This window comes from Bacteroidales bacterium (assembly GCA_016707785.1).
In the GTDB taxonomy this organism is placed as follows: domain Bacteria; phylum Bacteroidota; class Bacteroidia; order Bacteroidales; family UBA4417; genus UBA4417.
On record JADJGZ010000008.1, the window covers coordinates 166,444 to 180,203 of the forward strand.

Annotated in this window: 10 protein-coding genes and 1 pseudogene; all 11 read right to left on the minus strand. The window is 42.3% G+C overall.

The annotated features are described in order from the left end of the window. Positions 1 to 165 precede the first annotated feature (165 nt). Positions 166 to 1,461: a bifunctional folylpolyglutamate synthase/dihydrofolate synthase gene (locus IPH84_06655; protein MBK7172905.1), complete on the minus strand. Its 1,296-nt coding sequence runs from the start codon at positions 1,459 to 1,461 to the stop codon at positions 166 to 168. 29 nt (positions 1,462 to 1,490) lie between these two features. After that, positions 1,491 to 2,624, minus strand: a complete 1,134-nt coding sequence (locus IPH84_06660; GenBank protein MBK7172906.1) for a hypothetical protein — start codon at positions 2,622 to 2,624, stop codon at positions 1,491 to 1,493. Positions 2,625 to 2,641: 17 nt separating this feature from the next. Further along, on the minus strand, positions 2,642 to 3,625 hold the full coding sequence (locus IPH84_06665; GenBank protein ID MBK7172907.1) for a hypothetical protein: 984 nt from the start codon (positions 3,623 to 3,625) through the stop codon (positions 2,642 to 2,644). 137 nt (positions 3,626 to 3,762) lie between these two features. Beyond that, positions 3,763 to 4,569 (minus strand): energy transducer TonB, encoded by an 807-nt coding sequence (locus IPH84_06670; protein MBK7172908.1) that lies wholly within the window; start codon positions 4,567 to 4,569, stop codon positions 3,763 to 3,765. A gap of 36 nt (positions 4,570 to 4,605) precedes the next feature. Next, on the minus strand, positions 4,606 to 5,028 hold the full coding sequence (locus tag IPH84_06675) for a biopolymer transporter ExbD (protein MBK7172909.1): 423 nt from the start codon (positions 5,026 to 5,028) through the stop codon (positions 4,606 to 4,608). Between the two features lie 43 nt (positions 5,029 to 5,071). Continuing rightward, positions 5,072 to 5,794 carry a MotA/TolQ/ExbB proton channel family protein gene (locus IPH84_06680; protein MBK7172910.1) on the minus strand — a complete coding sequence of 241 codons (723 nt, stop codon included), beginning with the start codon at positions 5,792 to 5,794 and terminating at the stop codon, positions 5,072 to 5,074. Between the two features lie 145 nt (positions 5,795 to 5,939). Then, positions 5,940 to 7,883: a KUP/HAK/KT family potassium transporter gene (locus tag IPH84_06685; protein ID MBK7172911.1), complete on the minus strand. Its 1,944-nt coding sequence runs from the start codon at positions 7,881 to 7,883 to the stop codon at positions 5,940 to 5,942. Positions 7,884 to 7,963: 80 nt separating this feature from the next. Further along, positions 7,964 to 9,178: pseudogene (locus IPH84_06690) on the minus strand (citrate transporter). 220 nt (positions 9,179 to 9,398) lie between these two features. Further along, positions 9,399 to 10,490 (minus strand): anhydro-N-acetylmuramic acid kinase, encoded by a 1,092-nt coding sequence (locus IPH84_06695; protein MBK7172912.1) that lies wholly within the window; start codon positions 10,488 to 10,490, stop codon positions 9,399 to 9,401. 35 nt (positions 10,491 to 10,525) lie between these two features. After that, positions 10,526 to 11,809 carry a UDP-N-acetylmuramoyl-tripeptide--D-alanyl-D-alanine ligase gene (locus IPH84_06700; GenBank protein ID MBK7172913.1) on the minus strand — a complete coding sequence of 428 codons (1,284 nt, stop codon included), beginning with the start codon at positions 11,807 to 11,809 and terminating at the stop codon, positions 10,526 to 10,528. Positions 11,810 to 12,273: 464 nt separating this feature from the next. Further along, on the minus strand, positions 12,274 to 13,755 hold the full coding sequence (gldJ, locus tag IPH84_06705; GenBank protein ID MBK7172914.1) for a gliding motility lipoprotein GldJ: 1,482 nt from the start codon (positions 13,753 to 13,755) through the stop codon (positions 12,274 to 12,276). Positions 13,756 to 13,760: the final 5 nt, after the last annotated feature.

The window sequence follows — 13,760 nt, forward strand, 5'->3', positions numbered from 1 at the left end:
AAATGGGGAGACTTTAATTCATTTTTTTCATTTTTCATTTTTCATTTTGCATTTTTCATTATTTGTTATGTGTTAGATATTAAGTGGCCCGGAAGAAGAATTTCCATCTGGGAAAGAATATTTAATATTAAACACTAAACTCTTAATCAATAAGTTGAGTTCTAATTAAAGAACTTCTGCCACTACAAAAGCACTTCCACTGACCAGGACGAGGTCTTCTTTCCCTGCAGCCTGCCGTGCAGCCTTCAAAGCATTTTTAACCGAAGTAAATACTTCCCCTTTAAGCCCGGATAAAATAGCTTTTTTAGCCAGTTCTTCAGCATCCAGCCCTCTTGGGATATCAGCTTTGCAAAAATAATATGTTGCATTTTGGGGAAGCAGGTGAAGCATTCCATCAATGTCTTTATCATTCACAACCCCCAAGACGAAATGTAATTTTCGGTCAGCAGCATTCTTTAATTGTGAAAGCATCACTTTTAAACCATCTTTATTATGGGAAATATCGGCAATGGTTAAGGGCTTTTTTGCAAGGATCTGCCAACGTCCATGGAAGCCTGTGTTTTTAACCACATTCTTTATCCCTTTTGTCACCGCTTCTTCAGGAATTTGATATCCCAATTCTTTCAATTTTTCAATAGATTCAAGGACAGTCAGAATATTTTTCAACTGGTAAGTCCCGGTAAGGGGGCTTTCGACCGACACTACCAACTGATCCTCATGGCGCAGTACTTCCATTTTGATGCTTGATTTCCCCGGGATCAATTCTTCATTGGCATGAATGGAAAAGCACTGATCAGCAAATGTAACAGGGGAGTTTAATTCCCGTGCTTTTTCCAGGAACACTTCAAAAACCTCTGCTTGAGTTTCACCAATAACTAAAGGCACTCCTGGTTTGATGATCCCTGCTTTTTCCATGGCAATTTTCACCAGGGTATTACCAAGGAATTGCATGTGATCAAACCCGATATTAGTGATGATGGTTAGCCTGGGATGAAGAATATTGGTTGAGTCCAACCTTCCGCCCATACCCGTTTCCATGACAGCGATGTCAACCTGCTGTTGATGGAAGTGGTGTGTAGCCAATCCAAAGGTCCATTCAAAAAATGAGGGTTCCAGTTCTGAGAATTCATTTTTGAATTTTGTTACAAAGCTTGTTACGTCTGATTTTAAGATCATCCGTCCATTTACTTTTATCCTTTCCCTGAAATCTTTGAGATGAGGAGAAGTAAAAAGACCAGTTTTGTAACCTGCTTCCTGCAAGATGGATGCAATCATATGTGAGGTGGAACCTTTCCCATTGGTTCCGGCGATATGAATACTAGGGAATTTAAGTTCAGGATGATCCAGTAATTTACTGATTGAAACAGTATTATCTAGATTTGCTTTATAAGCAGGTGCTCCTACCCTGTGAAACATGGGCAGTTGCGTATAAAGATAATTGAGCGTTTCCCTGTAGTTCATATCCCAGGCAGTTAGTTTCAGACTGTGTTTTATTCAACATGGCGGTTCTTCTTCCCTGAATGTAGTAACCAGGATGCATTGGCGCGGATATTCAAGCCATAATTGAAGTTGAAATTCTTTGTCTGCATGTCGTAGAAAGCTTCTGAGCGGAAGCCCATCCTTACACCCTTTAACAGTTCCTTATCCATGATGATTTTGCCCCCTGCAATATCCCTTATATCTGAGGTATACCAGTTGTTCAGGGATGATATCGACTGATAGATTGGGTCGCCCAATGGTGAGAAATAATATTCACCATGAAAATAGGAGAGTCCGACGGAAATGAATTTGTATGAAGTCATTGCCATACTATAGCTGGCAAACCCTTTTTTATAAGGGATGGTCACTGTTCCTGAGGGATCTGATGCCTGTATGAGAAATGTTGAAAAGGTAAAGCCAGGGTTGTTATCTGATAAATGCTTGTAGGTTAACCCTGGAGCCAGGTTAAGTCTTGTTTGCAACGGGGCATCCGATTGATCAACTTGTCCACCGTAGTGATGGATGATGCCTTGCAGAATAAGATGAAGTGAGTGAGAGTTGTTTTCTCCGGTAAGCCGGTAATCTGCTGAAATTCCGGCAGATATCTCCTCCTGCGAAGGATCACCCGGCAGGATGAAGTGATCCCAGCTCATCCATACATCTGTATGTACCTTGTTACCTTTAAGTATCACCTGCAAGCCGTTTTCAGGCATTCGGCTGAAGTAATTATCAGCACCGTAAACAGGGTCAATGAGTCCATGTTCCAGAGATCCATATAGTTGTCCGAATACGATTCGCATATTCTGAATCGGTTCATATACCAGGCGGAACACTGGTAATGAGCAATTGAACTTATCCGTGCCATAATAATACCGGAAGAACCATCCTGCTGATAGTCGTGCTTTTGACGAAAATGCATAGGCTATCTCAGGTTGAAGGCTTGATCCGAAGTAGGTGATCCCTTCAGTAATGGGATCAAAATACTCATTATTCTTGAGGAAATTATTGTTTAAAATACTACATGAAATATCGCCTGTTCTTAAGGAGGGCATGCTATCAGGGAAGGAATAGGAGGTGTAGCTATCCTGGGCAAAAACCGGAATAAGTGACAAAGTCATTTGTAATAGCAGAAGGATTCTTTTCATAGTTATCGGGAGTTCCACTATTGATTAAAGCGTAGAATCTGGCCATCGGGAAAGGAAGCCAGAATTTTTTTATCAGGATGTAAAGCCAATGTTAGTAGGGTATCAGATGGAAGATGAGCGTTGTTTTTTGTAAAGCTTTTCCATTCAGTGTTTTCCAAAGTCAGTAAGCCGGCTCCCCGGGTGGCAATCCATAGTATTCCTTCCTGGTCAGGAATCAGTTTATTTACAGGCTTTGAAGTACCGGTGGAGAAAATGGCAGATGTGCCATCCTTAAACTGTATAATCTGTGAAGCTTCTGTTCCGGCCCAAACAGTTCCATTTATATCCTGGCATAAAGAGTTAACCTGAGCAGGTGCAAGAAGTGGTTGTTCGGTTTGACGGGCAATCCATTCATTCCCGTTGAAAAACAGCACTCCATGATCCTTTGTTCCGGCCCAAAGTCCTTGTTGGTGATCCATTAAAAGGCAAGTGATATGTGATGACTGAATATTTGATTGAGAAGTTGAAAAGAAGGTCCATACTCCATTTTTTAGTAAGGCAACACCTCCATTCTGTGAATCCCCGTCAATTCCTACCCAGATTTCTCCGATTCCACGGACGGCCATGGAGGTGATTTTTCGGTCTTTAAGTGCCTGTATGGATGCCCAGTTTGAACCATCATACCTGCTAAGGCCGTTTTTTGCCGATACCCATAGTAAATCATTCCCATCACGAAGGATGCAGGTCACAGAGTCAAACAACAGCTGAGTACTGTTTTCATCAATTAAACTGAATTCAGTTCCGTTTCCATGAATCAATCCCATCTTTCCGGCACTTCCAAACCATTCGGAATGGTCGGACTCAATGAATATAGATGAGACAGGAGTAGGTTGAATACCAGCTGCTTTGTGATAATAAACTGACCATGGAACCGGTGGAAAGATCTCATTTTTCTCCTTGCATGCTATCATTGTTACAATAGACGTGGCGAGGAGAAAGAGGAGTTTAAAGGAATTACGCATTTTTTATTGAATAGGAGAATACAAAAGTATTGTATTCTGGCTATTAATAATCAATCCTGGTATTTCAGAAAGTATTTGAATGCCTGAATCTTGATTTTCAGGAACAAAGGTTCAGAAGGATAGAGCAGGAGAGGTGATTACCTGGTTTTAATGAAGGTATATTTAATGGTACCTTTCTGGACCTCTGCCGCATCAGGGTTTGAAGTAAAAAGGGCTCTCATTGCAGCTTTTTCAGCCTGAGCCTGGAGTTGTTGGTCGGAGATAGTGGTTCCTTTAGCTCCTGCCACGGCACGTGTTACCCGACCCTCTTTGTTTACATAAATTGTTACTACAATAAAACCCTGATCATCAGAGTTATAGGCGGGTTTAGGAAGGCTTTTGGCTCCACGGCCTTCCAGACTGAATGAGGGACCATTGCCTTTACCACCTTGTCCATCATACCCTTTACCGTCGGGGGTGCCATTTGGTTTTCCCTGGTCCCCGGGTTTCCCGGTGATCCCTTCACTACCTCCTTTAGTTGTTTTATTGCTTTTCCCTTTAAAGAGGGCATTTTGATTTACAACAGGCTGTTTGACAACTTCAGGCTGTGGGGTAGGTTTAGTTGGGGTAACAGTATTTTGTTTGTTCGTTTTCTTATTTACTTTTTCAAGGGCAGGGTTTTCATCGTTTGCCTCTGTGATTAATTCATCATTGGCTTTTGCGGGCTGCGGAGCCGCAGCTGAACTGGCGAGCATGGCAGCTTCTTCCGGCTGAATATCACCCATTCCATTGTCACTGTTACCAAGGTTCACTTCAACACCTTCTTCTCCAGGCAATGGGAGAGGGGTTCGAAGGGCAACCCAGAAAAGGATCAGGATCAGGAGGGCATGGAAAACCACGGTGCCGGTTATAGCCCAGACCCGGCCTTTCTTATCTTCCGTTTCACTGGTGAGGTAATGTGACATTGTAATACTTGTTGGTTTTTGGTTTTGAAATTCAGGTTAACGTTCGTTTTCCGGTGGCTTGGTAGCAAGGATCACCTTATGTTTGGTTTTCATGAATTCGTTGATATTATTAACTGCATCAATCACATTCACTACATACTGAATTGGAACAGTCTGATCAGAGCGGAGTACAATCGTGGCTTCAGTTTGACCTGCAAGAGTTTGAAGCAGTGCAGGTTCCAGTGCTTTTACATCAGTAGGGCTTTCATTGACGAAGAACATGAACTGATCATTAATATACACAGTGATGCTCTGTTTGGCCATAGTCTTGCTGGTACTTGATGGCAGCAGAAGTTTGATGGCATTTGGACTCACCAGTGTAGAACTCAGCATGAAGAATATGAGGAGAAGGAATACCAGGTCCGACATGGATGCCATGCTGAATTCGGTACTAATCTTATTCCTTGATTTTATTGCCATTGGGTTGGATTATATATTTAGATCCGGGAAAGTGTGAATGCTTTTACTTGGCAGGTTCATGTAGCAGATCCATGAATTCAGTTGCCCTGGCTTCAAGGATAAAAACCACTTTCTGTACCCTGGCAATCAGGATATTATAGCAAAGATAGGCTATGATTCCTACGATGAGACCAGCAACGGTAGTAACCATTGCCTGGTAAATACCGGAAGAAAGAAGTTGGATATCAATATTATTTCCGGCCATTGACATGTCGTAGAAAGCAGTAACCATCCCGGTTACAGTTCCAAGGAACCCGAGCATGGGAGCAGCACCTGCAACGGTAGCCACCACGGAAAGGTTTCTCTCAAGTTTAGAGACCTCCAGGTTGCCGACATTATCTATGGCGGTATGAATATCACTCAGGGGCTTTCCCAACCTGTGAAGGCCTTTTTCAATCATTCGTGCGATAGGGGAGCTATTATTTTTACATAAAGACATGGCTGAGTCAAGACGGCCATTCATCATGAAATCCCTGATATTGTTCATAAAATTGGCATCCTCCTTGGAAGCCTTAGTGATCACAATATACCTTTCAATAAAGATATAGATGGCAACTACAGAGAGCAAAGCAATTGGAATCATGATGGGACCACCTTTCAGTGCTAATTCCCATATTGATAAGCTGATTTCTGTGGGTTGGGTCTTGGGGATTGTGGTGAGTGCCTGGTTCACCGTGTCAGCAAGAGTTGTAGCAGGCGTTGTAATCTGAAGAAGGACTCCGTTCATTAATTTCCTGTTTTTGAGAATAAAGGTACCCTTTAATAAGGTAGAAACCCTGAAAGTGGCTGCATTTTTTAAACAGCGTTCTGTTAATTAACTCTCTTTTGAATTAATTATTATCGGCAAGGTGTATTTAAGTGGATTCTTGCGGTTAATGAATTCTATTCAACAAAGGACGGTCAGCATCCTCCATCATCAGGGGAACCATTTCAATCATCACATTACTGGTGTCTAAACCATAAGCACGCACATCGCTTAATCCAATCTTTGCGAGCAGAGAATAGTTATCCATAATAAACTGATCAATTACCGGGAAATCGAAGTCATAATTTTGAATTCGCTTAATAATAATGAAACGGAAATCTGCAGGAATATGAAACTGTTTAAGGGATTTGTAATTGGAATCAAGGTTTAATTCGTGATTGGTTACCATATCCTTGATGACTTGCATGAAATACAGGTTGACTCTGGGTTGCACTTTGAATCCGATCCTGAATTCAATCCGTATTAGTACTCCCGGAATTAATTTTTCTACAGAATACTCCATCGTATGCGGGTCGTCACAAATATGCACATGAAGCAGCCAGTACATATCTGCACGCTTTGGTGATTTATTAAAAATGGAATAAATAACCTTAGCTTCAATATCAGTTTTTAAATCCGCCCTGGTCAGATAAACCAAATGAGTAGAGTATTTAGGTATAGAATCGTCTTTACTTAAGGCAGTGAGAGCGTTGTAATGATCTGAAATTTTCACGAAACGTGTGAATCTGTTCTTCAATTGTCTGGCTCTGTACCAGGTAAACATAATAAATGCAATGATTCCAGCCAATAGTAATGTGAACCATCCTCCATGCATGAATTTGGTGAGGTTTGCAAGAAGGAACGCACCTTCAATCAGGAAATAGACAGCAGCAAAGCCAATGATCAGGTAAATCTTTCTATTGATACGTTTCAGGTAAATAATCATTAATAAGGTGGTCATCAGCATGGTGATGGTGATGGCCAGGCCATAAGCAGCTTCCATATTTGATGAACTCTGAAAAAGCAAAACTACCCCAATACATGCCAGGAAGAGCAACCAATTAATAGAGGTAATATACATCTGACCTTTCTTATTGGTTGGATAAGTAATCCTCACTTTTGGCCAGAGATTAAGCTGGATGGCTTCAGAAATAATGGTATAAGAGCCACTGATCAACGCCTGGCTTGCAATAACAGCTGCTGCAGTTGAAATAAAAACACCCAGGGGGAGAAACCAGCCCGGCATGATGGCAAAAAACGGATTGGGAATCATTTCCGGTGCCATGTTTTGCTGAAGTATCCATACGCCCTGTCCCAGGTAATTCAGTATCAACGTAATTTTGACGAAGATCCAGCTCAGGCGGATATTATGTAAACCACAGTGACCCAGGTCGGAATAAAGTGCTTCTGCTCCTGTAGTACAGAGAAATACGGCCCCTAAAAGGATAAAACCGTTCGGATAATTGGCCAGCAGGTCTATTGCATACCATGGATTAAAAGCTTTGAGGATGCCTGGATATTGGGATATCTGTGCCAGTCCCAGGATTCCAAGCATACTAAACCAGATAAACATCATGGGACCAAAGGACTTGCCAATAGTAGCGGTGCCAAATTGCTGGATCAGGAATAAGCCGGTGATGATAGCAATAGCAATAGGAATTATTGAAATTCCATGATATTGCAATTGCAGCCCTTCAACCGCAGAAACGACAGTAATAGATGGAGTAATCACCCCATCTGCCAGAAGCGCACTCCCCCCAATGATAGCAATGAGGAAAAGCCACTTTTTCTTCTTTCTTACCAGGGCATACAACGCCAGTATCCCTCCTTCACCCCTGTTATCAGCCCGAAGAGTAATCAGGACATATTTAACCGTAGTTTGAAGTGTGAGCGTCCAGATAATACAAGAAATAGCCCCTAAAATGAAGTTTTCACTAATAGTGTCACCTGCTCCGGCAACAATGGCCTTCATGACATAGAGCGGAGAGGTCCCAATATCACCATAAACGATGCCCAGGGTGATAATGATACCGGCAAGGCTCACAGTTGACTTGCCACTGAGAGTTTTCATCAGGCGGATTAGTTCTGGTTTGCGGGTAATTCCTGCGGAGAAATTGTATTTTCAATGGGTTCCTGCTGCTCGCCACTCTTGTGAGGTGTATGCGGATGCCAACCTACAACCCCCAACATAATGAAAAAGCCCACTACATAGGCTAAAATGACATACCATCCTTCTTTAACATAGTTTACTACGGATCGAAGCTGTGGATACATATTTGAAAGGGCTACCCCTGCTGATGAACCAAACCATATCATTGAGCCACCGAAGCCCACTGTATAGGCCAGTATTCCCCAATCATAGCCACCCTGGTCAAGGCAAAGCTTAGTGAGAGGAATGTTGTCAAACACAGCAGAAATGAACCCAAGTGAAAATGCAGTCTGCCATGAAGCAGGTGGTAATTCTTCAACAGGCATAAGCGATGCACAGGTTACCAATGCCATCAGGAAAATTGTCCCCTGGATAGATTTGGGTATTTCATGCCAGGGTGCTTTCCGGATAAATGCGCCTATGAGAATAGCTCCCCATACCCCTAAAGCCGGGAAATCCAGGAAGTAATTAGTCAGAATTGCTCCGACTAGAATAAAACCAACTATGATGATTCTACCTGTATCAATCTTAACTTTCAAATTTGAATCCTTCTGGATCCGTTGATATTTATCTTGTTTCTTGGCTGCAAAATAGCCAATGATTAATACAGCAACAATAGCCGCAACATATGCATGTGTTACATCCAAAGGTGATACTCCATCAATCCACATCAGGGTTGTGGTGGTATCCCCAACCACTGAGCCTGAGCCGCCGGCATTGCTGGCAGCTACAATACCTGCAAGATAGCCCAGATGGACTTTCCCTTTGAAAACCACCATGGCGATCGTACCTCCAATCATTGCAGCTGCAATGTTGTCAAGAAAACTGGAGAGTACGAATACCATAAGCAATAAAACCAGGCCTCCTTTCCAATCATCAGGAAGAATGCTGGGTAATTTCTCAGGAACGCCGGATTCTTCAAAATACTTGGCCAGGATAGCGAAACCAAGCAACAAGCCTAATAGATTCAATAATATTCGCCATTCCCCTTCTTCATGTTCTGAGCCAATAATATGTTCAATGATAGAATATTCCGGGATGAAGAAATATTTTAGTAACAGGATTGCCGCGAGCCCTGTTAAAGCAACATACATGGTTTTATGATGAAATATTGCAACACCAACCAGTGTAAGTGCAAATATCAGAAACTCCAGCCGGATGCCAAAAATCATTGGTACCGCACCTATTGTCGCAGCAAAAGTGGAAAAAGGAAGCATTAACAACAGACCAATCAATGTAACTGGAAGAAGGGGTAATTTTCTTTTCATTTTAGGTAATTTTATGGTTTGGGATAAGATATTTTTAATGAAGTAATTATGGAGATCAACTTTATGGAATCCAATTTTCCGAAAATTATAATGAATAGAAAATCAGAGTATTAAGTGAATTATTTTTAATTTTTATGCAGAAAAGCGCCCAAAGGTAATTATTTTTAAATCAGGGGAGGTATATAGCACCGCCGGAAACATTCTTTTTAGCACCGGTAACACTTGATAAGCTGTTAGGTCTTTCCAGTATTCTCAAAAGTCCCAGGAATGCAAAGATTAATGCTTCCTTAAAATCAACCACATTTTTTTCAGGGATAACAATTGGGATGGGACTGTGTTCACAGATGCGTTCCACCAGGAATGTATTATGTGCTCCTCCACCGCTTATCATCATACTTCCATGTAGCTCCTTACTCATTGATTTTGAGATTTGTATAGCTATATGTTCCACCAGGGTGCGCATCAGGTCTTCGATAGAGATTGCCTGTTTAAATTCATTTATCAATGGATTCACTTCCATTTCAACCCATTCCCTTCCCAGGGATTTGGGTGGTGACTGAAAATAATAAGGCAGACTATTAAGCTTAGTTAGTAATTCAGGAACTATTTTTCCTTTAGAAGCAATGATCCCGTCTTTGTCAAAGGCTTCTCCCACCATACCCGCAATCGGGTTTAGAATGAAATTGGCGGGGCAAATATCGAAAGCAATGCGGTCAGTTCCTTGCCTGAAGGAGATATTTGCGAAACCTCCAAGATTCAGACAGGCACCATAGCTACCGAATAAAAACTCATCTCCGATAGGAACCAGTGGTGCACCTTGTCCACCATGCCCGACATCAGAGGTCCTGAAATCACAGATCACCGGGTATCCGCACATGGCTGCAATTGCTGCACCTTCACCTATCTGGCTGGTATATCCTTTAGCAGGCTGGTGAAAGATCGTTTGACCGTGGCTGGCAACATAATCTACCTTGAAGGGAAATTCCTTCAAAAAGTCATTCACCAATGATCCCAATAGCTTCCCAAGCGCTGTATGTGTCATTGCATATTCAAGCGCAGAAGATTCCGGCAAACTGCTGAGCCTGGTGTTCCATTCCTTAGAAAATGGATAAGTCCGGCATGCATTCAATTGAAACGTATATTCTGATTCCTTTATCCTGAAGGTGCAATGTGCCAGGTCCACTCCATCCAGGGAAGTTCCTGACATAATTCCAATAATATTGAACACTTTATGTTCCATCGGATGTAACTTATCTATCAAGCTTAAGTAGTTGAGAATTCTAAAAAAGTAAAAATCTACAAAGCATCCAATACCTGTTCCATGCGGATTCCCCTTGAACCTTTCACCAGGATAGTGAAATCATTGAATGCCTTTTCTTTCAGCCACTTATGTGCTAAAAAGGCGTCAGGAAATGCAGTAAACAGGGTTCCTGCACATTTCTGAAATTCAGGCCCAACGAGGATCACATTTTCAAAATGGAGTCCGGATAGCAGCTCTACAATGGCTTTATGTTCTGACTGGCTTTCTTCCCCTAATTCCAGCATATCACCCAGGATAGCCATTTTTCTTGTGGCCTGGATTTTGCTGAAATTTTTCAGTGCTGCAATCATACTTGTTGGGTTGGCATTGTAAGCATCCAGTATAATTTTATTTCGGGCAGTGCTGAGGGTTTGTGAACGACTGTTGGTGGGGGTGTAATCTTCCAGCGCTGTTTTAATCTTTTGATCCGGAACGCCGAAGTATTGCCCGATGCAAATGGCAACCATTACATTTTCGAAATTATAATCCCCGGTAAGCTGGGTTTGGATTTCGAGGCTCTGATCCTCTTTCTGCCAGCAAACTTCAAGGAATGGATCGGCATTCAAGGTGTAGCCTGATGCATAATCAGCAGGTTTGGTGCCATAACTTACCCGTTTAAGGTCCGTGGATAATTTCCAGAGCAGATCATTGTCACTGTTAACAAAGGCTGTCCCGGCTGAATGCTGAATGTGCTGATATAACTCATTTTTTGTGCGGATCACACCTTCAAAGCCCCCGAATCCTTCGAGATGTGCTTTGCCAATATTTGTAATTATTCCGAAAGCAGGATCAGCAATAGCACATAGCTCGGCTATCTCTCCCGGGTGGTTGGCACCCATTTCAATAATGGCGATTTCAGTATCCAGTGGAGAGGAGAGCAGGGTAAGTGGAACACCTATATGGTTATTAAGGTTGCCTTGGGTTGCATGTGACTTAAAATGACTACTTAAAACAGCGTAGATGAGCTCCTTTGTTGTTGTTTTTCCATTGGTACCGGTAATGCCGATCACCGGGATCTCCCAAGTTGAACGATGATGCCTGGCCAGTTCCTGTAAGGTGAGCAGGACATCATCCACCAGGATTGTCTGTTTACCTGCAAAAGCCGGATGATCGATGATTGCATAGGCTGCTCCTTTCGATATGGCATCTCCGGCAAAAGCATTGCCATCAAAATTGTCTCCTTTCAAAGCAAAAAAGAGGCAGTCCTTGCTGATTTTCCTGGAGTCGGTAACGATATCAGGATATTTCCTGTAGATAGAATAGAGTTCTTCGACTGGTATACTCATAGCGAAACTTTTGGCTTGAGTTAATGAAATAGAAAGCTGCAAATTACCAAAAAAAAGAGGTTGTCTCAGAAAGATCTTCTCGTAAAAAAAAGATTTGAGAGTTAAGCCTGAACTTAGGTCAATATGATAGATACAGACATATGACAGAAGAAATTATCTTGTAACTCCAGCCTTTAGGCTGGGGAAAAGCCACAAAAAAAAGCGGGGGCCTTTGGGCCTGTTTTTTATTTTGAAAAAGAGAGAAGAAAAAAAAATTTTGGTTGAAAAAAAATTAATTTAGAAAAAAAACAAACCAAATCTTGGGGGGCCTGAAGGGCTTTTTTAAAATTATTTAAAACCCAGCCTGAAGGCTGGGGTTACAGGATTGAATTTAAAACTGGTTTCAGCCTATAAGACTAGTGAATACCAAAAAAAAACCCATCCGTTTGCAGGATGGGTTTTTTTAAGAAAACTAAAATTTATTTTCCACTTCCGGGGGAGGAGCCGCCAACGCGACCCATTGCACAACGGAAGCCTATAAAGTTGGTTGATTTGTCTTCATCAAGGAAACGACGGGCAGCAGGACTCATATAAAATGCCGGGTCTTTCCATGAACCGCCTTTGAATACCCTGGCTTTATCGCTGATCAGGGAAGTCATACCATATTCATACATTTTCTGAGTCGTATTCTCTTCTTCACTCTTCTGTGCCCAATCAACTCCAACCAACGACTGGTAATCACCGTCAAGGTAGTTGATGTTATTTGCTTTCCTGTAATTGAACCTTCCGAGTGCTTCTTCTTCAGTTACTTCCCTGTATTTGATCCTGCCAAGACTGTCTTTAGGAACGAGATACCCTTCGGCATCAGTTACCCTTGTCTGGAATACGTTACCACGATAAGGTGCGAAATCGCTCATATCTTCAAAGCTCAGGGGACGATATACATCGAGTACCCATTCGCTTACATTACCGGCCATATTATACAGGCCATAATCATTTGGCCAGTATGAACCAACTTCTGATGGGATTTCAGCCCCGTCATTCAGGTTACCTGCAACGCCCATATAGTCACCACGGCCTCTTTTGAAGTTAGCAACAAAGCTGCCATAATACTTTTTATCATCGGTGCGGAGGATTGTTCCATTCCATGGATATATGCGACGTTCAACAATTCTTTCGAAATGTGTATTGCCAACGAGGCCATAGGCAGCAAATTCCCATTCAGCTTCTGTTGGGAGGCGGTATTTTGGAAGCAGGATACCATCTTCAACTCTTACCCTGCGTTCGCCGGTACCGTTGGGGTTCAGGTCACGTAAAGGTTTATTGACGAGTCCGTCGTATTGTCCGGCAAGATAGGATTCAGTATTGAAATTATTTTCATTTTTCTGAGCAGGGTCAAAATCAAGAATACCACGTTTGATCAGCAGCATTTCATTTACCCTGTCGGTTCTCCAGAGGCAATAGTCGCTGGCCTGGGTCCAGGAAATCCCGACAACAGGATAGTTTCTGTAAGCAGGGTGCCTGAGGTATGTTTCAACCAGTGGCTCATTGTAGGCCAGTTTCTCACGCCAAACTAAGGTATCAGGAAGTGCTTTCCGGTAAACTTCCGGGTAATTGGTTCCAAATACACGGTTTAACCAATACAGGTATTCAACATAATCAAGGTTGGATACTTCGGTTTCATCCATATAGAAACTGGGAACAGTAACCCTGCGGGGAATATTGTTCCATTCGTACATAGGATCATCACTCATGCGACCCATTGTAAAAGTACCGCCTTCTATAAAGACAAGACCGGGGCCGGTTATTGGCTCGCTGTAAGGAACGACTTCAAAACCTCCGTTTTTGGGGTCATTGTAATCCCATCCTGTGCTTCGGGATGTTTCCTTGGAGCAGGAAGAGAGCAGAGTAAAAACTGCTGCAAATAAAGCCAATGTTGTAATCTTGCTGTATTTTGCCATTGGTA

Coding starts and splice junctions, on each gene's coding strand:
- IPH84_06655 (MBK7172905.1), bottom strand. CDS start 1,461: ATGAACTACAGGGAAACGCTCAATTATCTTTATACGCAACTGCCCATG.
- IPH84_06660 (MBK7172906.1), bottom strand. CDS start 2,624: ATGAAAAGAATCCTTCTGCTATTACAAATGACTTTGTCACTTATTCCG.
- IPH84_06665 (MBK7172907.1), bottom strand. CDS start 3,625: ATGCGTAATTCCTTTAAACTCCTCTTTCTCCTCGCCACGTCTATTGTA.
- IPH84_06670 (MBK7172908.1), bottom strand. CDS start 4,569: ATGTCACATTACCTCACCAGTGAAACGGAAGATAAGAAAGGCCGGGTC.
- IPH84_06675 (MBK7172909.1), bottom strand. CDS start 5,028: ATGGCAATAAAATCAAGGAATAAGATTAGTACCGAATTCAGCATGGCA.
- IPH84_06680 (MBK7172910.1), bottom strand. CDS start 5,794: ATGAACGGAGTCCTTCTTCAGATTACAACGCCTGCTACAACTCTTGCT.
- IPH84_06685 (MBK7172911.1), bottom strand. CDS start 7,883: ATGAAAACTCTCAGTGGCAAGTCAACTGTGAGCCTTGCCGGTATCATT.
- gldJ (MBK7172914.1), bottom strand. CDS start 13,755: ATGGCAAAATACAGCAAGATTACAACATTGGCTTTATTTGCAGCAGTT.